Genomic DNA, 21,526 nt, shown 5'->3' on the forward strand with positions numbered 1-21,526 from the left:
CCCTAAAAAGTTTGTAAATTAAGTTGATTCAAGTGGGTTTTTAGTTCTGCTGAGTTTCAGCAAACTACAACTAAGGTGGACTTTTTGGCAACTACTCTGTAGACGAGCTAGCTATCAGCGGAGTCTATTCAGACTTCTGTGTTTGATTGTGCGATCGCAACTTTTGATTAATCCAATAGCCTCAAGCTATTTAACAAATCTCGATCCCAATGTCAACCTTTCTTTGCTAATAAACTACACGGTTCAGGCGTTGCCTGCGGACTAGAGCCGAGCGGGACAAATACTCTAATTCCAAGTTTTTTATCCAAGTTTTTTGTGCTTCTTGGTTTTGCCCCTCATGTTTTTAAGTTAACACCAACTGCGCGCATAAAAACACTTTGTTTACCAAACTTGACACTTTTTGATGTGATGAAATACTTCCAAAAGCGATTATTAACAATTTGTACGATCGCTCGATACCGCAACGTGCACACCCGACACTTTTCGCTTGCTGTCAACGCAGCAGAGCTTCCCAAGTTGCGCGGCCGACAATGCCGTCTGCTGGCAGTTGATATTGTCGCTGAGCCGCCTTGACAGCAGCTTGAGTTTCCGGGCCAAACACGCCGTCAGCACTCACCCGCAAAAATCCCTTGGCCTGCAGCCGTTCTTGCAAATCTCTGACTGCCGCCCCCCGCATTCGTCTTCTCAAAACCGGAAAATTAGTTGGCTGCGCTTGGGGGTTAATCTCTGAATCGTCGGCAGTTACAGGATCGTTGGCTATCGGGTTCTCGATCGCGCTCGGAGTCGCAGGAAACAGCCGGTTCCAAGTATCTTGACCGACTATTCCGTCGGGAGGCAGACCTGCTGCTTCTTGGAACTGAGACACAGATCTAGCGGTGCTTTGTGAGAAAATCCCGTCTACAGTGTCAGCGTAAAAGCCCAACAATTGAAGAGCAGCTTGGAGTTCGATCACTTCTGAGCCGCGGCTGCCCAATTTGATTGCGGGGCGGACGATCGCACCTGTTTGGGCGATCGGGCTGTTGCTGTTACTCTGTTCGGAGGTAGGTAGCTGTGCGACAGCAGGAGTAGGGGCGATCGAGCTCATTGCCAATAAACCGCACAAACTCCAGCCGAAGAGCAAACTCGGAACCTCGCGGGCTTCATTCCAGCTTGCTGTCAAGTTTTGGGACATTGGGAATTCGACCTCTGCAAAACTGGTAGCGATCGTACATCAAATCTGGAAAAAATTGGGAATTTAGGCATAGGGAATTGGGCATAAGGCATTAACTGACTCCCTGGCTATGTCTGCGAACCAGTTAACTCAAAACTCACAACTTTTCCCCCCTTCCCTTTCCTAAAAATAATTTCTCCTCTCAAATAGCTGCAATTGGCAAAAAAACTGCTAGATTGCCCTACAGAAAACATTGAACCGCGTTCATTGGGCCCCAGCAACACCATGTCCGAATCCACCCCCACCAGAATTGCCAGCCAAATAGACATCGGCAATGTCAACATCGGGAACTTCCAAGTCGGCAGCATCAGCGGCACTAAATACAACGATTTTAACGCCAACGGCCTCCCTGATCCCGGAGAAGTCCCCATTCCCAACTGGCAAATCTACCTCGACCTCAACAACAACGGCCAGCCAGAATTTAACGAACCTTCCACCGTCACAAACGCGCAAGGCAACTACATCTTCGCCAACCTGCCACCGGGAACTTACCAAGTTAGGGAAGTCCAGCAGCCGAACTTTCGCCAAACTACCCCAAATCCCGCACCCATCACGATTACCAGTGGCACAAATGCTGGCAATATCAATTTTGGCAACAACTTTAACGCAGGGACGATCGCAGGCACAAAATTCAACGACATCAACAACAACAGCAGCCGAGATCCTGGGGAACAAGGGCTAGCTAACTGGCAAATTTACCTCGACCTCAACCGCAACAACAGGCTCGACGCCGACGAACCTTTTACATTTACAAACGTTGAAGGCAATTACGCTTTTGTCAATATTCCCGCCGATACATATTTGGTGAGAGAAGTCCAGCAACCGGGTTTTCTCCAAACCACACCTGACCCCGGCCCGGTTAACGTTACTTCCAACGCCACTGTCAACAACATCAATTTTGGCAATGTCTTTTTTGTCGGCAGCATCAGCGGTGTCAAGTTCAACGACCTCAATGCCAACAGCGTCAGAGACGCGACAGACCCGCCTCTGGCAAACTGGCCAATTTACCTCGACCTCAACGGCAACAGCAGCTTTGATCCGGGCGAACCCAATACCATCACAAACCCCCAAGGCAACTACACTTTTGCCAATGTTTCTCCCGGCAGATATTTGGTGAGGGAAGTTCAGCAACCGGGATGGGTACAGACTACGCCAAATCCAGGCCCGATCGACATCATCGGCAATACCAACGCAGTCGGCGTCAATTTCGGCAACAATTTTCCTACCGGCAGCATCAGCGGCTTCAAGTTCAACGACCTCAACGCTAACGGTATCAACGAACCGACGGAACCGAGAGTTGCCAACTGGCCGATTTACCTTGATTTCAACAACAACGGCAGTTTAGATCCGGGCGAACCTTCGACTTTAACCAACCCCGAAGGTAATTTCTCTTTTATCAATTTACCTCAAGGAACCTATGTCGTGAGGGAAGTCCCGCAGCCCGGTTTTCGACAAACCACGCCCAATCCGACTCCGATCACCGTGGGCAACGGCACAAATGCCACTAATCTCAGCTTTGGCAATGTATTGGTGACTGGCACCATCAGCGGTGTGAAATTTAACGATTTTAACGCCAACGGCCGCCTAGATCCTGGGGAACCCCCAATCGCCAATACTCAAATTTATATCGACCTCAACAACAACAGCAGTTTAGATCCGGGCGAAGCGAGTACCTTAAGCGACCTTCAAGGCAATTACAGTTTCCGCAATGTTCCGGTAGGTAGTTATGTTGTCCGCGAAGTTCCGCCGCCCGGTTTCATTCAAACGACTCCGCCTGCGGTGGTTGTTGTCTCGGCAGAGATTGGGGCTAGCAGCATCGATTTGGTGACTGGAGAGGCTGAGGGTAGGTCGGCTAAATCCTGGAAGGGCGACCCGTTAACGGATGCCAACAGCTATACGAGACCCGAACCTGCGGGTAATATGGGGGCGGATAGCTTGCTTTTGAGCCAGGGTCGTGATAGTGATCAAATTAGTAAATTTTTGAGTGATGGATTTTTTGCAAATTTAGGCAATATTCCTAACTTTGGGCAACAGAATGTCGGTCTGGAGCCTAATTCACAAGTTGGTAATTGTGTCAATATCAATGAATTAGATAATGGGCTGATCGCTGACTGGTTTGTGCCGATGGGTGTGAGGAATTTCCCGGTTAAGTAGGGTGAGACAAAGCTCGATCGCCCCGAATCCCAAACCGCAGATAAAAATTAGGAAGAGGTTAAAGGGCGATCGCGTGATACCCTATTGTTGGCAACCTCCAAAGCCAAGCCAGAGTTCCGGGAAGCCCAAAGCTGGCTTGTATATGAGGAGCAAGATTCAGAGACAGTATCATACCTGTTTTTAGGAATTATCAGACAATTCCCCAAGTGCGATCGCCCTCGTGGCATGGTCGCTCAAGTCACCGAGGTGCAGTGAGTTTTAACGTTGTTCCAGCTCAAAACAGCAAGTGTCCACGGGCAGAAGAACTCCGGGCGCAAATCTTGAAGATATTGCGCTCAAATTGCCACAGCTATTCAAAACCTGATATAATCTCGTGCGACAAAGCTGGAGTAAGCCTGATGTTAGATGAGGAACCTTCGAGCAACGTAGACGTATGTATGATTGAGTAGCGATCGTCAGTCGCTAGCAGCAGCTAACTGCTGATTGACAAAGTGATACAGTAGCCTGTAGCTTACGTAGATTTAGGTGTGAAGGAACAGAAAATCATGGCAGAAAAAAGTGCTAGTCAGGTAACTCCTGTATTATTTCCAGTAGTGTTACCGCCAACCATCAATTTTGGCAACGCTCCTGCGGGTATCCAGGGTACCAAGTTCAACGACCAGAACCTCAACGGCATTCGAGAGCCCGGCGAACCGGGACTCCCCAACGTCCAAATCTTTATTGACACCAATAACAACACCACTGTCGATCCAGGTGAACCCTCGACGTTGACAAACCCCAGCGGAAACTTCATATTTCCAGGCTTGCTTCCAGGCACCTATACAGTCAGGGAAATCCCGCCAGCCGGTTTCAGCCCGACAACTCCCAACCCAGTCGTCGTCACCCTCGCGGGCACTAATGCCACAGTGTTGTTCGGCAATGGTCGCGTCCCGGAAGGTCAGATTATTGGCTGCAAATACCTCGACGTAGACAACGACGGCTTTCGAGACGGGAGTGAACCCCCGATGGAAAACGTCAGAATCTATATCGATGCCAACAACAACGGTCAGCTAGATACAGGGGAACGCACTACCTTAACCGATAGAAACGGCGAGTTCCGATTCACTGGTTTGTCGGCTGGGCTGTACCGGATTCGGGAAGAGCGCGCCAACGGGCCGGGCACTGAACCGTTAGAAAGAGATTTTCCCCAAAGCACTCCCCCCGGCAGCACCCCCCTGCTTGACGTGAACCTCGGCCCTGGCGAAACCTGGGCCTGCGCTCAAGTGGGCAACACTCCCCTGTACGAAATCCCGATCTTCAAATTCCGGGACAACAACGCCAACGGCATACAAGACTCCGGCGAAGTTGCCCTCGAAGGCATCCCGTTCATCCTCGATTTGAACCGGAACGGCAGGACAGACGCGGGCGAACCGCGACTGTTAACTGGGCCTGATGGTAGGGCTACCTTCAGAGATTTGAAAGCTGGCAGCTACTCAGTATTGGAAACCTTTGAAACATTCATACCCAACCAGCCGCCAATTGCAACTACGCAGAACCCGGTAGAAGTCACAGCCCCCGGGCCCCAATCGCGGCAGCAGGGCACGCTGCCTTTCATAGTCGCAGATAATAGTGTTCCAGGCGGCCAGCGGATCGTTGCGGCGAACTTCCCGCCCCCGTTCCCGCCGGTCAACCCGGAACCTGCAGTCTTCTTCACCCCGATTTTGGTAAATCCAGGTAGCGGTGCTGTCGGGAATACGCGCCCCAACATCACGGTCTTCAAATACAACGATCAGAACGCTAATGGTCGTTACGAACCGGCCAACACTCTACAGGAAGTGGGCATTCCCGGCATCACGGTCTACCTTGATGCCAACGACAACGGCGCCCTCGACACAGGGGAACAGTCGCGAGTAACTGATGCCAACGGGCGCGGTGCTTTCACTAACCTGGAACCGGGCAATTATGTGGTTCGGGAAGTGCCCCAAGCTGGTTTTAGTCCTACTACTCCGGATCGGGTGCAGTTCAACCTCAGCACTCAAGATGCCAACGTTGTCTTTGGCAACACCCCCAACAGTCGCATCACTGGGTGCAAATTCCAAGACTTGAACGGCAACGGCTACCGAGACGGCTTTGAAACGCCGATCGCAGGGGTCACAATCTACCTCGACAGCAACGGTAACGATGCCCTTGATGCCGGAGAAGCAAGTACCGTCAGCGATCAGTTCGGCCGCTGGGAGTTTGGCAATTTGACCCCCGGTATTTACCGAGTCCGGGAAGTGGTGCCTTCCAATTCTTTCCAAACTACTCAACCACTGGACATCGTTTTGGGCGCAAACCAAACGTTTACTTGTGCTTTGGTGGGCAACGGTCAGTTCTTTAACTATCTAGGAGGAAAATTCCGGGACGACAACCGCAACGGGCTTCGAGATGAGGGCGAACCTCCTTTGGAGGGCATCCCGTTCACCTTGGATTTCAACAACAATGGTCGCTACGATCCTGCTACCGAGCCTCTGGTGAGGAGTAATGCTCAGGGCGAGGTTCTGTTCACCAATTTAGCTCCAGGCAACTATTCCCTATTGGAAGTTTTCAACGCTCCGGGCGTTCCCAACCCATTCCCCATTCCGACAGGGCCTAATCCTGTTACGTTCTCGGTGCCGGGGCCAAATACTTTTGTAACGCCGATCGTGCCGGCGCCAGTACCGACGGAACCAGAAAGAACGGGTGGTAGTATGGATCTGCTGACTGGCGGCACGGTAACTGCTTCTAGCATCCCCGATTATAATGATCCGCTGAATAACCCCGTCCCCGGCTCAGTCCCTCAACCAGTCAGCACTGTTGACAAGATTGTAGTAGGTGAGAGTGGATTTGTTAACAACTCTGTTAACCTTAATCAGTGGGAAAGCTTGGTGAGTTCGCTCGCTGTAACGCCAGACGCTTTCGCTGTCCATCAGGCAGAGCTGGAAAAATATACGGTAGGAATTACTACTAATCCAGAGCGAGTGTTTTAGTTCGAGTTAGCAATTAGCAACTAGCTTGTTTAAACTGCACGTCAAATGATCTTTTGGCGTGCTTTTTGCTGTTGTGACAATAATAACAAGCGGTTTCGATCGCCCAAACTGTCTTTAGTAGTAGGGCACGATCGGCAAAAAGAGCGATTCCCTAGTTCCAGAAAACCTTTATTTATAGAGGTAGAACGTAGAGGAATATGTTATGCCAACTCAACAACAAACCAATCCGGCTCAACATCAAGAACAGCAACCCGGTATTGAATCGCAAATGACCCCGCAACCCCAATCCTTTGCAGAGGGATATCGCGGTAGCGACAAATTGCGGGACAAAGTAGCCTTAATTACCGGCGGAGACAGCGGTATCGGGCGTGCAGTGGCTCTTGCCTTTGCCAAAGAAGGCGCTAACGTAGTCATCAGCTATCTCAACGAAGATGATGATGCCAAAAAGACCAAAGAGGCGATCGAACAACAAGGCCGGCGCTGTATTGCGATCGCCGGCGACATCGGCGACGAAAACGTCTGTCAAAACCTTGTAGAACAAACAGTTAAAGAATTCGGACACCTCGACATCCTTGTCAACAACGCCGCCGAACAGCATCCCCAAGAAAGCATTGAAGATATCACCGCCGAACAATTAGAGCGCACCTTCCGCACCAACATTTTCTCAATGTTTTACCTCACAAAAGCCGCTCTCAAACACCTCAAAGAGGGAAGTGCAATTATCAACACTACCTCTGTCACCGCCTACAAAGGCAACCAACAATTATTAGATTACTCCTCCACAAAAGGAGCAATTGTTGCCTTTACCCGGTCTTTGTCTCAAAGTTTAGCTGAGAAAGGAATTCGCGTCAACGGAGTCGCCCCCGGCCCGATTTGGACGCCTCTAATTCCTGCAACTTTCCCTGAAGAAAAAGTGGAGAAATTTGGTGCAGACACGGCCTTGGGACGCGCCGGTCAACCCGATGAAGTTGCCCCTAGTTTTGTGTTTTTAGCTTCAAAAGATTCGTCTTACATGACGGGTCAAATTTTGCATCCCAACGGCGGATCTGTGATTAACGGGTAGATTTGGCGCGAGTTAATATAAAAATAACCGCATTTGGTCGGAGAACTTTCACCCACAACCTGTGACTATAACTCACAATCTAAATAAACCCGCCCCCACAACCACGTTACCTAGGGCGGGTTTATTCATTTTTTTAGTTATATTCAATCTGCTAGCATCATTGGGTGTAACATACAGTCAACAGTGATGCCCACTTAGCTTCGCCGAAGGGTCAACAATCACGGACGATGCAAACGAAATTGATACAATTAATCTGCGTTAATCTGTGTTGATATGCCCTCATCTGCGGCAAAAAAAAAGAATTGCTGAACCGCAGATGACAAGGGATTGACGCTGATTCACGCAGAGGTCGAGAATAGATAGATAAATAATTCCGATGCTATAGCAGTCCTAAATCATTTGTGAATTTCTTACTCCCTCCCCAAGGCATCGGGGAGGGTTGGGGTGGGGTAAAAAATTTACGACTCCTGCAAGCATTGCTAAAACAGATTTGATATTAGTTTGTGAACATTGGTGACGTTTATACAAAACAGTCATCCCGCTACGTGGGTAGCGGGATTGATAGGTTGCAGTTTAGCTAGTTTTGAACCCAGCTAGAGCTACAATTAGCTCGCTGCGGAATTAGCTCATGTTAGCCATTTCTTGCTGCATCGTGCTTTTGGCTGCTTTGAATTGAGTAGCCATTTGTTCCATTTGTGCTTCGCTCAGGTTGCGGCGAATTTGAGGGAACATATCGTTTTCTTCTTCTTTTACGTGATCCTGAACCGCTGTTTGGAGCTGTTTGATTTGGGCTTTGAACTCAGGAGAACTCGGGCTCATTGACTTAATCTTGGCGAGCATTTGCTTCATTTCTGCTTGCTCGTCGTAGAGTTCTTGAGTGTTGCTGTAGTAGCTGCGAATTGCTGGGTAAACAACTTGTTCTTCGGCTTCGGCGTGAACGCTGAGGTCTTTGTAAAGTTGACCGAAGAATTCTTGTAGTTTTTGAGGATCGTCGGTGCTTGCGATTTCCATAAATAGGGTATCGGCTTTGCGGTGATCCATTGAGATGATTTCGGTGATGTTCATCTCATCTTTGGTGCGGGTAACTGCACCGCCGATGATGCCGGTCATTGCTGCCATTGCATCTTGTACGCGGGCCCAAACGCCTTGGTCGGGGTCTTTGCCGGTCAGTTCGCGTACTCCTAAAATTTCCAGAACTCCTTTGAGTTGTTCTTGGTGAGCGCGGTTTTCAAAGTTAACTGTGTTGAGGGGGGTAATAGCAGCTTCGATGTCGGCGCCGACTACTTGAGCAGCTTTGTGAATTAACAAACCAGCCATTGTTTGTTTGTGTTTGAGCAGTTCGTGCTGAGCGACTTTTTCAAACAATGTGAGTTCAGAACCTTGCATGAGTTTCTGAACTTCTTCAATCATTTTTGTGCTGGTTTCTTTGGGTTCGGCTTGAATGCCGTATTGCACGATCGTAGTTTCTAATACGCCCAAGTTTTTGCGATCGTCTTCGAGCATATCCCGGAAGCGCTGGGCTAGTTCGGAGTCGTTGCAGGAATTGATGAACAATTGCTCGTTGGCGATCAACAGGTTTTGCAGCGCTTTCATGTCTGCTAATTTCATCGCGATCGCTTGGCGCTTGGTATCTTCTAGGGTAGCTACCATCTGTCGTTTCTCCTCTCAATGTCTTTAGTGTTCTTACATCTCTTAATTTATTGATATATTCTGATAACATCCTCTTTCTCCCGACTGATTCATTAATATCCCGCGCAACCTATTGACTTTTAAACCAAGAAATGATAGTTAATTAAGGCTAAGGTCGTTTTTTAAAAAAGCAAAAATTACCCTTAATAACTGCCAACTGACCACTGACAACTATTAAGTGACAACTACCAAGTGACAACTGCCCACTGATAACTGCCCACTGTCCACTGCCAACTGCCAACTGCCCACTGCCCACTGCCCACTGACAACTGACTTTTGTATCAATTAATCCCGATCGCAGAGCTGTAAAGCGCTACCATAGTTGCAGCCGAAGTTAACTAAAGTTTAAGAATAACTAGCTTGTCTCAACTGCTCACTGCTTTAGAGTTCCCAGCCAATGTCTGGAAGCTGAATAATGGGTTAACGGTCATTCACCAGCGGATTTCGGCCACACCGGTGGTCGCGCTAGACGTGTGGGTGAGGGCTGGCGCTACGCTGGAGCCGGATTCTTGGTCAGGAATGGCTCATTTTTTAGAACACATGATATTTAAAGGGACGGATTCGATCGCCCCTGGAGAATTTGACCAAGTAATCGAAAATCGCGGCGGTGTCGCCAACGCAGCTACAAGTCACGACTACGCCCATTTTTTCGTCAACGCTGCGGCCGATTATTTAGCAGAAACAGCGCAGCCACTGGCAGAATTGCTGCTGCGGGCTTCGATTCCGGATCAGGAATTCGATCGCGAGCGAGATGTTGTGCTCGAAGAAATCCGCCAAGCTCAAGACAATCCAGATTGGCTCGGTTTCCAAGCCATGATGGAAACAGTTTACCAGCGGCATCCCTACAGGCGATCGGTACTCGGCACGGAAGAACTGCTGATGTCGCGAACTCCCCACGAAATGCGCTGTTTCCACCGATCGCACTATCAGCCGGAAAATATGACTGTGGTGGTAGTCGGGGGAATTGATGAACAACAGGCCAGAGATGTTACGGAGAAAGCATTCGAGCAGTTTTCGGATCGGTGGGATTGTCCCAAATTAACCGCAGAGGCGGAACCGCCACTGATAGAAATTCGCCGTCAGGAACTCAGTCTCCCCCGATTGGAACAAGCGCGGCTGATGATGGCCTGGACGGGCCCGGGAGTTGAACACTTGCAAAGTGCTTGCGGCTTGGATTTGCTGTCGGTGTTGCTTGCAGACGGGCGGACTTCGCGTTTAGTCAGGGAACTGCGGGAAGAATTACAATTGGTAGAGGCGATCGAGAGCACTTTCTCGTTGCAACGGGAATCGAGTTTATTTACTATCAGTGCAGTCTTGGACGCGAAGGATATTGAAGAGGTGGAATCTCGGATTTGTGATCGACTTTGGGAATTGCAGTCTGAGCCGGTTTCCGAGGTAGAATTGCTTCGCTGTAAGCGTTTGCTGTGCAACGATTTTGCTTTCTCGCTCGAAACGCCGGGACAGTTAGCCGGTCTTTACGGATATTACAATACGATCGCCACTGCAGAATTAGCGCTTAGCTATCCCACCAGGATTAAAGCATTTGGCCCATTAGACCTTCAGCGCCTAGCTCAACAATATCTTTCTCCCCGCCGCTATACAGCCGTGGTACTCAAACCAATCTAATAACGGTTGACGGTTGACGATTAATTGAAAAAAGGTAAGAGAAGACTTGCAGCTAAAATAGCAAGAGCGATGGTTACATTAAGTCATCATCGTTTTAAGCATATTAAGCATATGTCATACAAAGTAGATTTAGGTGGATTCCTAGATTTACCGGGTTAAATGTATCTGTTACTGTGGTCAACAATCAACAGCGAACAGTCAACAGCCAATAGCGAACAGCCAACAGTCAACAGTCAACAGTTAACAAAGAATTCAATGAAAAATGAAATCCAGCGCACGGTTTTAGACAACGGTATTGTTGTCTTAGCAGCAGAAAATCCAGCAGCAGATATTATTGCAGCTAGGATATTCCTGCGGGCCGGCAGTCGCTACGTGCAGCCGGAACAAGCAGGATTGTGTCACTTGCTGTCGGCGGTAATGACTAAGGGAACCGATCAACTGTCTTCGCTGGAAATTGCCGAGCGTGTAGAATCGGTGGGAGCGAGGTTGAGTGCCGACTCTACTACAGACTATTTTTTAGTGAGTTTGAAGACGGTTTCTGCGGATTTTGAGGAGATTTTGGAGTTAGCGGCGCAATTGACCCGATCGCCCAATTTCCCGGAAGCTGAAGTCGAACTTGAACGCCGCATTGCCATATCGGCAATTCGATCGCAACAAGAACAGCCATTTGCGATCGCCTTCGAGCAATTGCGGCACGCTATGTACCAGGAACACCCCTATGCTTTTTCTCCCTTGGGCACGGAAGCTACCATGTCAAAGCTCACCAGAAACGAGCTCGAACAGTTCCACAAAACCTATTTCCGTCCCGATAATGTAGTTATTTCGGTAGCCGGCAGAATATCCACCGAAGATGCGATCGCCCTGATCGATCGAACTTTTGGGGACTGGAAAGCGCCTTTAACACCCCTGCCAACTTTAACCGTCCCCCCTCTCTACCCCTCCCCTCAATCGGTCGTTACGGCGCAAGATACCCAGCAATCAGTGATTATGCTGGGCTACCTCGCACCCTCTGTCAAAAATCCCGACTACGCAGCGATTAAGTTGCTGAATACTTATTTGGGTAACGGTTTGTCGAGCCGGTTGTTTGTGGAATTGCGGGAAAAGCGGGGCTTGGCTTACGACGTTTCTGCGGTCTATGCGACGCGCTTGGACACGGCTCAGTTTGTCGTGTACATGGGTACGGCGCCGGAAAATACGGCGACTGCTTTTGAAGGATTGCGCGCAGAAGTCGATCGACTCGCCAACACCGAACTAAGCGAGGAAGAATTGCAAGCTTGCAAGAATAAAATGCTCGGTCAATATGCTTTAGGAAAACAAACTAATTCGCAAATTGCCCAAGTTTTAGGTTGGTACGAAATTTTGGGATTGGGAATTAAATTTGACCAGCAATTTCAAGAAGAAATTGCACAGGTGACAGCTTCAGAAGCGCGGGATGCTGCTAAGAAATATTTTGTAGAACCCTATGTTTCTTTGGTGGGCCCGGAGGCGGCGATTACAGAGTTGGGTGTAGTGGCTGTTTGTTGAGTAGGCAATTGGCGATCGAACTTTTGAAAAGTTCGATCGATGCGATCGCAGACAAAAAGACTTTTTGCTTAACAATTATTTGTGTTTTGCGATCGCTTTTAACCTTTCCAAACTTAACAACAAAGCCAACTATTATTGCTTGCCTTATCTAGAACTGACACCGACAAGCTCAACGGACTTTTCGCTGGTAGTATAAAGTTCCGGTTGAGCTGTTGCAAATAACACTCGTAGCACCACCAGCAACTTTCAACAATCCACTCCAACCGAATTGTTAGGTTGCGCCGTTAGCTTAAGGATTCCACGCTCCGCCTTTGCTAAATAGACAGTAGGTGTAGATGGCTAGACATTAGCTTAATCTAACTCAAATCGTTGCCAATCGATGTGATCACACAAAGGTTATGATTGTCATCCATAACCACCCGACCGTTTGCAATGGCTTGTCGGAATTTTTTGATATCACAGGGTCTTGCTTTGGGGTCAGGTGTCTGCTGATCGATAAAGTCCCTTGAGTGCTTAGAGATGAGCCAACCCAGAGGCAACTTAACGCCATCACCTGACTTTTTCAGGAACAAGGTTCTGAATTTATATTTGAGTGGATCATCAATCCCATCATTGACCGTGAATGTAGACAACTCAACAGCACTGCGGCTGCGGGACTTGCGCGCACTAAACAAGGCACGAACTGGCGATAAAGCCTCGTTCAGTCCTTCTCTCTTGAGTTGAGTTGTAGGCTCGTTAAATTGCCCATCAATTAAGGATAGGTAGACAATTTCAAAGGTTGTTCCGTAACCCTTAAGTCGCTGTAAGCTGCGTCCAATGTCCAAAGCAGTAGGAATACCAGAATTATCAAAATAACCGCCATCAGCCAAATGCAATTTACTTTTGTCCTTACTGCGTTGGTACCACCCTACAGGGGTGAAGTAGGGAAAACGAGCACTGAGGCCAGCCGCTGTACTCAGTTTCAAATCTAGATCGGGTTCATCAATGGCAATATTTTCTTTGTTGGGCAAGTTAATCTGAAAGGGGCTGATCACCAGGCGATCGCCAGTTTCGACAACAGTTGTGTTGAGAACCAGTGCAGGGGCGATGCCCTGGGGCTGCCAGTGTTGGTAAAAAGACTGCCGCAAGGGATTATCTTGATTTGGAAGAGACAGCTTATCCCAAGCTTTTTCAAACGCAACTTCCAGACCTCTTCCCCGATCCCAATCGTATATTGGGAAAAAGATAAATCGTTGAATCAGGTCAGGGAATAGCCCCATCGTTAGGAGGGGCGTAAGCAAGTCACTGCTAAACAGTTTGCTAGCCGTTTGGCTAAGGGATTTACCACTAATTCCACCAAATTTCACCAAACTTGAAAAGGCAGAAGCCCCCAAGCTACCGCCAGAAACACTACTGATTGCAAATATATGCTGAGGAAAACTTGGAAAATATTCTGTTACCTTTGTGAAGGCTGTCGCTGCATGATAAGCGGCATAGATACCCCCACCTTGAGCCGCAGCGATATAGACAGGATAGGGTTTATTTGAGAATTGATCGAGATCGGGGCGATTAGCTAACCATTGCTGAAAACTAGATTCTAAAGCTGGAAGGACTGACTTTTCGGGTTTGCTAAACTGTCGAAAGCGATGATTGTCATTAAAATTAAAATTGCTAGAAACAACAATCAACACGATGAGAATCGTAATCCCAGGTATTTTGGTTTGCAGACCCCAGTCGTAAATTGTTGAAAAAACAACCACCACAATCGCCAATGATATTGCCACCACACTAATTGAACCCAGCCGATCTGGAAGAAATGTTGGAGGCAATATCAACCCTAATGCGAGGGAGGCCAGCAGAGAAATTGAACAAGTCCTAACAACTGTAATTCGTGATTTTACCGTGTGTTGCCAAGAAAACAGCGCCACATTAAAAAATACGAGCAACAGAAAAACCGCAACTAAACCAAAAGACAACTGTGAATCTTTTGCTGCCACGATCATAGGCAAAGATAAAACAATAAAAACAAAGCCGGCTAGATTAACAAAGATATTTTCAAATTTTTGCCCAAATAAACCTTCCCCCTTCTTATTAGAGGCAAAGGAACCTAGGCACTTTGAGTCTTTTAAAATTTCAATACGTTTTATTATTAAATAAGATAAAATTACTAATAAAACTATATTGCTAAACATCCACACTAGCAAAAAATTTTTGGGAGTAGGATCTGATAAGTTATGCAATGTGTTTTGGGTAGCCCAATTGCCATAAGCAAGGCTACCCAGTGGTATAGCACCTAGCAAACGAGGTGCATTTTTGTAGAAGCAATCGAATTTTGGCTTGTAGAATTCAGGAAGACGAGCTTCATAGCATTTCTCATGTAAACGTGCCGCGAACCACACACCAAGTGAAAGCAAAACAACAAATACTGTAGAAAAAACTGCCTGAGATACATTCTTATCGAAAGCAATTACACGATAGACCTCAATGGTTTGATCGATCTGGGTAAAAAAATACCAAGCTGCGATTGCAACTGTCAGAGGCACTCTTAAATATATCAAGAACTGCACGATGGGTTTAAGCTGGTTTTCAAAGCAATTAGAAAATTTTTGACTTAATTTATTTCTGTTATTAATTTCAGCCATATATCACTACCCAATGACTTTAAGGGAACATCTGTATCTTGAAATAACTGCAACCTAACGCCTAAATTGAGCGGAAAACGATCGCCTCTGACTCAAACCTCAAATATTGCGAGTTTGTCAGATCCAATGATTCTTTAGGCATCGATCGCTTAACAATTATTTATGCTTTGCGCTCACCGATAACTTCAGCTTGACTAAAATCATAGGTGTTTGTCCGCTCCAATGATTTGTTATACCTCGATCGCTTCAATAGTCCGGACTGTTTTTAGTTCTTAGGCTGAAACCCTCGATTTTCCGTTGGTAGTTCGATCGCCGAATCGCCTTGAAACCCTTATTCTACGGTTGGCAATCAAAAACTGTCCGAAGTATTGTTAACAATTATTTATGCTTCGCGATCGCCAGCCCAAAATGCTCACTCATCCCAAAAGTCGTGGTGTGACACGCTCGCTGGTGCCAAAGGTGGGATAAATTTTAGCGTGAGGTTCTTTCTCTAGAGTCATGTTTAAGTCGTCCAGGACTGTGAGTGACTTGGCGCCACCACAAACGCAAAAACTCGATGAGACTTAAATTGAACGTTTTCGGTTCCCGATGGGTCTAAATTGAACAGACGCCCGATCGGTCTAATTTATATGTACTTAGTAAAGCACTTTCAGATTAAAAAAGAGCTGACTCCGTGGCTTAGCGGACTCCTGGCCACATCCCTGCTTGCAGGAGTCGGCTACACAGCTTACAGCCAGTTAACAGTCAAATCCAGCCGCGAAACCAGAGGCAGGGAAAAAACCGTTGCTGTCGAAAGGGTGAACCTGCCGATTACAATTTCGGCAAACGGCACAATTGTGCCCGAACGTTCCGTTAACGTCAGCCCCAAAACTTCAGGAATGCTCAAAAGTTTGCTTGTCAAGGAAGGAGATAAGGTTGAACAAGGGCAGATTCTCGCCTACATGGATGACTCCAACCTCCAAGGCCAACTTACCCAAACTCGCGGACAACTCGCAGCCGCAGAAGCAAACCTGGAAAAATTGGTCAACGGCACTCGATCGCAGGATATTGCTGTGGCTAAGGCAGTGTTAACAGAACAACAGGCAAGTCTGGAAAAATTGGTCAACGGCAATCGCACCCAAGACATTGCTGTAGCTGAGGCAGCGTTAGCAGAACAACAGGCAACCTTGCAAAAATTGCTCAACGGCAATCGAACCCAAGATATTGCCGTAGCTGAGGCACAACTAGCTGAACAACAGGCAAATTTACAAAAATTGCTTAAGGGCAATCGCCCTGAAGACATCGCACAAGCGATCGCCCAACTCAGAGATGCCGAATACGCCAAAAACCAAGCTGAGGAAGACTTTCAGAGAAATCAGGAACTCTATAATGCCGGAGCCATTGCTTTGCAAGTTGTCAACAACTCCCGCACCGCGCGCGATCGATCTCAAACGCAAGTCAGGCAAGCCGAACAAGCTGTAGCTTTGCTGCAAGCGGGTGCTCGCCCCGAAGAAATCGCTTCTGCGCGGGCTGCTGTGGAGCAAAAACGGCAAGCTTTGACCCTGGCGCGATCGGGGGCACGCCCGGAAGAAATCGCTGCGGGGCGGGCCGCTGTGGAGCAAAAACGGCAAGCTTTGGCCCTGGCGCGATCGGGCGCACGCCCGGAAGACATCGCTGGGGGGCAGGCCGCCGTCGAGCAAAAACAGCAAGCTTTGGCGCTACTAGAAGCCGGTTCTCGCCCGGAAGACATCGCCCAAGCCCGCGCTCAAGTTCTCGCCGCTAGAGGCAGCCTGCAAAGCGTTCAAGCGCAGGTTAACGACACTGTACTGCGGGCTCCTTTCACCGGCACTGTTACCCGCAAGTACGCCGATCCGGGCGCTTTTGTGACTCCCACTACGGCAGGTAGTGCGGTTTCTTCGGCGACTTCTTCTTCGATTTTGTCCTTAGCTTCCAAAAATCAATTAGTAGCAAACGTCGCAGAAACAAATATTTCTCAGATTCGGATCGGCCAGGCTGCGTCTATTCAAGCTGATGCTTTTGCGGGAAAGACTTTTGTAGGTAAAATCAGTCAAATTTCGCCTCAGTCGATCGTCCAGCAAAATGTGACAAGTTTTGAGGTAAAAGCGGCAATTATTAATGATGATAAACAAATCCTGCGATCGGGCATGAATGTGAATGTTGAGTTTAAGGCTGGTGAACTTAAAAATGTTTTGGTAGTTCCGACTGCGGCAATTGTCCGCCAACAAAGGGAAACGGGGGTTTTTGTTGCGGGTGGAGAAGATGGTAAACCTGCTTTTATGCCGATTAAGACTGGTATGACGGTGGATGATAAGACGGAAGTGCGATCGGGTTTGAAAGGAAATGAAAAAGTGCTGCTTAGTTTCCCTCCGGGATTGCGGCCTAGATCCCAAAATCCATCGCCGGGCGGGATTCCGGGTTTGCAACCGGGTGGGGGAACGCGCTTGCGTTAGTTAGTCCGCGCAGTCGGGGCTAGTTGGTTCGTCGTAGAGTCCGCCAGGGATTGAAATCCCTGTCTCATAGCGAAAGTCCTCTGAAAGAGGACTGAAGAGTTAGTTGATCTACATCAGTTTCAGACGAATTTTCAGTCGGTTTCAACCGACTTTAGCTATGAGACGGGGGTTGAAACCCCCGGCGGATCGTGCCACAAATCATATCGTTTCCGGCTGCATCATCAGACGAATTTTCAGTCGGTTTCAACCGACTTTAGCTATGAGACGGGGGTTTCAACTCCCGGCGAGTCGTGCCACAAATCATATCGTTTCCGGTTGCATCGTCAGGTGATAAATTAGGGACTAATTTAGGCATAATTCTTAGAAGTTACCACCAAATAATAAATAATAAATAACAAACAACATGAAATTACAGACTCGCCCCCGCACCAACAAAATCTCTAACGTTCAAATTGCGTTCATGGCGACAGAGGCGCTGTGGAATAATAAGTTGCGTACCAGTTTAACTATGCTGGGCGTAATTATTGGGATATCTTCGGTAATTGCTATTACTTCGGTGGGACAGGGAGTGCAAAAATCAACTGAAGAACAGTTAAAAGCTTTGGGTACAAATGTGCTGTTAGTTTTATCCGGTGCTTCGCGATCGGGCGGTGTCAGTCAGGGAAGCGGTTCTGCTAGTACCCTGACTTGGGATGACGCTAAGGCGATCGGCAAACAAGCTCCTGCAGTTAAGGCAATTTCGGCTTATTTGCAGCGACAAGTGCAAGTCGTTTACGGCGGACAAAATTCATTTACTTCGATTTTGGGGACGGATTTAAACTATCCCGATGTGAAGAACATTCAACCCCAAGAAGGACGGTTTTTTAACGAGGATGAATTGAATGCTGCTGAGCCTGTAGTTGTCCTCGGTTCTAAGGTGCGAGACGAACTTTTTGGAGCCGGAGCTAATGCGCTATCCTCCGATATTCGTATTCAGGGAAACCGCTACAAGGTCATTGGAGTGATGGAAACTAAGGGGTCTGTAGGGGGAACTGATCAGGACGATCGAGTGTATATTCCCCTCAAAAATATGTCTTCGCGGATTGTGGGGAGAAATTCTTTAGCGGGGATTGCAATATCGGGTTTTTGGTTGGAAACTGCGGCAGAAGCTGATTTAGCAGATGCTCAATTTCAAGTGGAAAATATCATGCGCTTGCGCCACAATATTTATCCGCCACAACCGGATGATTTTCGAGTTGTCAATCAAGCTGAAATAGTTAATACTTTTAGCAATGTGATCGGTTTATTTACCGTTATGGTGGGAGCGATCGCCGGAATTTCTTTGGTGGTTGGCGGCATCGGTATTGCTAATATTATGTTGGTGTCTGTTGTGGAACGCACTAAGGAAATCGGGATTCGCAAAGCGGTAGGCGCTACTAATGCAGCAATTCTCATTCAATTTATGGCCGAATCTATTTTAGTTTCCACGGTGGGGGGAACGGCGGGTATTGGGTTGGGAATTGCGATCGCCTTTGGGGCCTCGACAGCGTTCAAATTTCCGTTTGTGGTTTCTGTATGGTCGATCGCGGCGGGTTTTGGGCTATCTTTTACTGTAGGCTTATTGGCGGGAGTATTGCCGGCTCGGAATGCGGCTCGCTTAGATCCGATCGCAGCCTTGCGGAATGATTGAACTTAGTGATGTTCGCCCCAGTGAAATTGAACACTTCTGGACGCACGGGTGGTCTGAAACCGGGTTTGATGGACGATCGGACTTCGTTGTCGGCCACAGATTCGTTAACGGGACTTAAACAAAAATCACGTCAACAATGGCTGCAAACGCTGACAGGTAAAGGGTTTGAGGTTGAATTGGGATCGGTTCAGAGCTGACAAGGGTTTCAGCTCTGACAGGGCATCAAACTCTTTGCCTTACCTAGACAGCTTTTCAGGTCTTTGAGCAGCTAGAAAATGTCTAAGTCTCATTAGAAATAATATACGTCTCTTCAAATATAATAACAAAAACCCCTTATCCAACAGGCAATTTCCATGTTAGAAGCATTGGTATTGGCGACAGTATTTTGCGGATTTTTTGGTATCATCTTCAAAAAGAACCTGATCATGAAAATCGTCTGTATGGATGTCATGAGTACAGGGGTTATAGCCTATTACGTGGTGGTGGCATCGCGAGAAGGCTGGCTGACACCAATTATTTCAAAGGGCAAAAACGTCGATTACGCCGATCCGGTTCCCCAGGCGGTGATCTTAACGGCGATCGTGATCGGCTTTTCGATTCAGGCTTTAATGCTGGTCAGTGTGATGAAGCTGGCACGAGATAATCCGACATTAGAAAGTAACGAAATCGAGATGAATAATACCCCATGAATACCCTGACGCTAGCCTGGATTGGACTCCCGTTTTTTGTCGGGTTTACTATTTATTTGATTCCGAAGCTTGACAAGTATCTCGCAATATTCGGAGCGATCGCGTCCGCTGCCTATGCGTTCCAGCTTTTTGTTATGCCGTCAGCGGTGACGCTGGAGTTACTGGATAATTTCAGTGTCACGTTGTTAGTCGATCGCTTGAGCGGCTATTTCATCTTAACCAATGCCTTAGTCACGGCAGCGGTGATTATCTACTGTTGGCCCACAGATAAGACGGCATTTTTTTATGCACAAATTCTGATGGTACACGGCAGCCTGAATGCGGCCTTTGCCTCTAGTGACTTTATCAGTTTATATGTGGGGTTAGAGGTCAGCGGCATTGCGGCGTTTCTCTTGATTGCCTATCCTCGCACCGATCGCTCGATTTGGGTGGCTTTGCGCTATCTATTTATTAGCAACACGGCAATGCTGTTTTATCTAGTCGGTGCCGTGCTGGTTTATAAGGCAAGTCATTCGTTTAGTTTTGCCGGCTTGGGCGCAGCACCCCCAGAGGCGATCGCTCTGATCTTTATGGGACTCTTGGTTAAGGGAGGTGTGTTTGTATCGGGGCTATGGCTACCGTTAACTCACTCGGAAGCAGAAACGCCTGTGTCGGCTTTGCTGTCAGGGATTGTGGTCAAAGCGGGGGTATATCCCCTCGTGCGCTGTGCGCTGATGGTGGAGGAGGTGGCACCCATCGTCCAAATCTTTGGCGTCGGGACGGCGCTGCTGGGCGTGTTCTATGCCGTTTTAGAAAAAGATAGCAAACGGATGTTGGCTTTTCACACGGTTTCGCAGTTGGGCTTTATCCTCGCTGCACCGTCCGTGGGTGGGTTTTATGCGCTGGCCCACGGTTTGGTCAAATCGTCGCTGTTTCTGATTGCAGGATCGTTACCGAGTCGTAATCTGAAAGAATTGAAACAGAAGCCGATCGATACCAAGATCTGGATTGCCTTAGTCATAGCTAGCTTATCAATCTCTGGCTTTCCCTTGTTAGTTGGCTTTGGGGCAAAGGCGTTGACGGTGAAGAATTTGGGTTCCTGGCAAGTGATCGCGATGAATGTCGCAGCAGTCGGAACAGCAATCTCTTTTGCTAAATTCATCTTTCTACCCCGTGGCGGACAAACAGCAGCCAAACCCGGTTTTTGGCCTGCGGTGTTGCTGTTGCTAGCTGGGCTGATTGGAGCCAATGCTTTTGATCTTCAGGCTTATACGCTGGAAAATATGCTTAAGGCGATCGCCATCATCGGCGTTGGTTGGTCAGCCTATTTTCTAATTTTTCAACGCACGGCAATCAAACTGCCACGTATGCTTGAAGAATTCGATCATTTGGTCGGTTTTATGAGCTTAATTTCGCTCCTACTATTCTGGATGGCATTACCCACATGATTGGACAGCTAATATTAAGACTGACGATCTGGTTTCTACTGACAGCCGATTTGAGTTTGGCAAATATTGCGATCGGCTTCATCATTGCTTTCCTGTTGCCGCGCAGCTACGCACCTCCGGAACCTTTGAGGGAATGGTTGGGGGTGTTGGGTAAAATCTTCATGGCGATTCCTATAGCTTATTTAGAAGCGTTTGAACTCATCCTCCGTCCCCACAGACACGAAGATGTGATCATGGAAAAAGTGCCAAACCATCGATCGCCCTTGCTGATATTCCTAGATGTCTTCCTGATTACTTTTACTCCTAAGACGATTGTCGTGAAATATCACGAAGAGGGTTTTTACGAAGTACACCGAGTGCGACGGACATCAAACACATAGCTAAACTTTGTTTCTGAGGATTTAACCGCTATTGAGG

General features: G+C 47.9%; 15 protein-coding genes. 12 read left to right on the forward strand and 3 right to left on the reverse strand.

All coding sequences use genetic code 11. The features are described 5' to 3' along the window. Positions 1-493: 493 nt before the first annotated feature. Positions 494-1,171 (reverse strand): peptidoglycan-binding protein, encoded by a 678-nt coding sequence (locus tag QUA90_RS22715; RefSeq protein WP_333390324.1) that lies wholly within the window; start codon positions 1,169-1,171, stop codon positions 494-496. 264 nt (positions 1,172-1,435) lie between these two features. Between QUA90_RS22715 and QUA90_RS22720 the strand changes: the two genes are divergently transcribed. From QUA90_RS22720 to QUA90_RS22735, 4 genes are all read left to right on the forward strand, one after another. Further along, positions 1,436-3,364, forward strand: a complete 1,929-nt coding sequence (locus tag QUA90_RS22720; protein WP_333447862.1) for an SdrD B-like domain-containing protein — start codon at positions 1,436-1,438, stop codon at positions 3,362-3,364. Positions 3,365-3,451: 87 nt separating this feature from the next. Then, positions 3,452-3,619 carry a hypothetical protein gene (locus tag QUA90_RS22725; RefSeq protein WP_333323331.1) on the forward strand — a complete coding sequence of 56 codons (168 nt, stop codon included), beginning with the start codon at positions 3,452-3,454 and terminating at the stop codon, positions 3,617-3,619. A 272-nt stretch (positions 3,620-3,891) separates the two neighbouring features. Then, on the forward strand, positions 3,892-6,351 hold the full coding sequence (locus QUA90_RS22730; protein WP_333447864.1) for an SdrD B-like domain-containing protein: 2,460 nt from the start codon (positions 3,892-3,894) through the stop codon (positions 6,349-6,351). Between the two features lie 202 nt (positions 6,352-6,553). Continuing rightward, entirely contained in the window at positions 6,554-7,414 is an 861-nt protein-coding gene (locus tag QUA90_RS22735) for an SDR family oxidoreductase (RefSeq protein WP_333084600.1), read from the forward strand. Positions 7,415-8,035: 621 nt separating this feature from the next. Here QUA90_RS22735 and QUA90_RS22740 read toward each other — a convergent pair. Then, complete coding sequence (locus tag QUA90_RS22740) at positions 8,036-9,064, reverse strand: hemerythrin domain-containing protein (RefSeq protein WP_333323336.1); 1,029 nt, start codon at positions 9,062-9,064, stop codon at positions 8,036-8,038. A 399-nt stretch (positions 9,065-9,463) separates the two neighbouring features. Here QUA90_RS22740 and QUA90_RS22745 point away from each other — a divergent pair, with 399 nt between their 5' ends. Together QUA90_RS22745 and QUA90_RS22750 are read left to right on the forward strand one after the other, a co-directional pair. Beyond that, positions 9,464-10,729 (forward strand): pitrilysin family protein, encoded by a 1,266-nt coding sequence (locus QUA90_RS22745; protein WP_333447866.1) that lies wholly within the window; start codon positions 9,464-9,466, stop codon positions 10,727-10,729. A gap of 255 nt (positions 10,730-10,984) precedes the next feature. Further along, positions 10,985-12,253: a pitrilysin family protein gene (locus QUA90_RS22750; RefSeq protein WP_333447891.1), complete on the forward strand. Its 1,269-nt coding sequence runs from the start codon at positions 10,985-10,987 to the stop codon at positions 12,251-12,253. Positions 12,254-12,609: 356 nt separating this feature from the next. Here QUA90_RS22750 and QUA90_RS22755 read toward each other — a convergent pair whose 3' ends face one another. After that, positions 12,610-14,874, reverse strand: coding sequence for a patatin-like phospholipase family protein (locus QUA90_RS22755; protein WP_333447868.1), 2,265 nt, complete (start codon positions 14,872-14,874; stop codon positions 12,610-12,612). 629 nt (positions 14,875-15,503) lie between these two features. On the opposite strand from QUA90_RS22755, the gene QUA90_RS22760 reads away from it, so the two are divergent. The 6 genes from QUA90_RS22760 (at position 15,504) to QUA90_RS22785 (ending at position 21,489) form a co-directional block, all read left to right on the forward strand. Further along, positions 15,504-17,324, forward strand: coding sequence for an efflux RND transporter periplasmic adaptor subunit (locus QUA90_RS22760; RefSeq protein ID WP_333447870.1), 1,821 nt, complete (start codon positions 15,504-15,506; stop codon positions 17,322-17,324). Between the two features lie 403 nt (positions 17,325-17,727). Continuing rightward, positions 17,728-18,993, forward strand: a complete 1,266-nt coding sequence (locus tag QUA90_RS22765) for an ABC transporter permease (RefSeq protein ID WP_333447872.1) — start codon at positions 17,728-17,730, stop codon at positions 18,991-18,993. 8 nt (positions 18,994-19,001) lie between these two features. Further along, positions 19,002-19,190, forward strand: coding sequence for a hypothetical protein (locus QUA90_RS22770; protein WP_333447874.1), 189 nt, complete (start codon positions 19,002-19,004; stop codon positions 19,188-19,190). A gap of 156 nt (positions 19,191-19,346) precedes the next feature. Next, positions 19,347-19,682, forward strand: a complete 336-nt coding sequence (locus tag QUA90_RS22775; protein WP_333323344.1) for a cation:proton antiporter subunit C — start codon at positions 19,347-19,349, stop codon at positions 19,680-19,682. Then, complete coding sequence (locus tag QUA90_RS22780; protein ID WP_333447876.1) at positions 19,679-21,109, forward strand: cation:proton antiporter; 1,431 nt, start codon at positions 19,679-19,681, stop codon at positions 21,107-21,109. Before QUA90_RS22775 ends, QUA90_RS22780 begins: the two co-directional genes overlap by 4 nt. Next, positions 21,106-21,489, forward strand: a complete 384-nt coding sequence (locus tag QUA90_RS22785; RefSeq protein ID WP_333323347.1) for a Na+/H+ antiporter subunit E — start codon at positions 21,106-21,108, stop codon at positions 21,487-21,489. The genes QUA90_RS22780 and QUA90_RS22785 overlap by 4 nt, the downstream gene beginning before the upstream one ends. The last annotated feature ends 37 nt before the right edge of the window (positions 21,490-21,526 follow it).

The organism is Microcoleus sp. D3_18_C4, assembly GCF_036702355.1.
In the GTDB taxonomy this organism is placed as follows: domain Bacteria; phylum Cyanobacteriota; class Cyanobacteriia; order Cyanobacteriales; family Microcoleaceae; genus Microcoleus.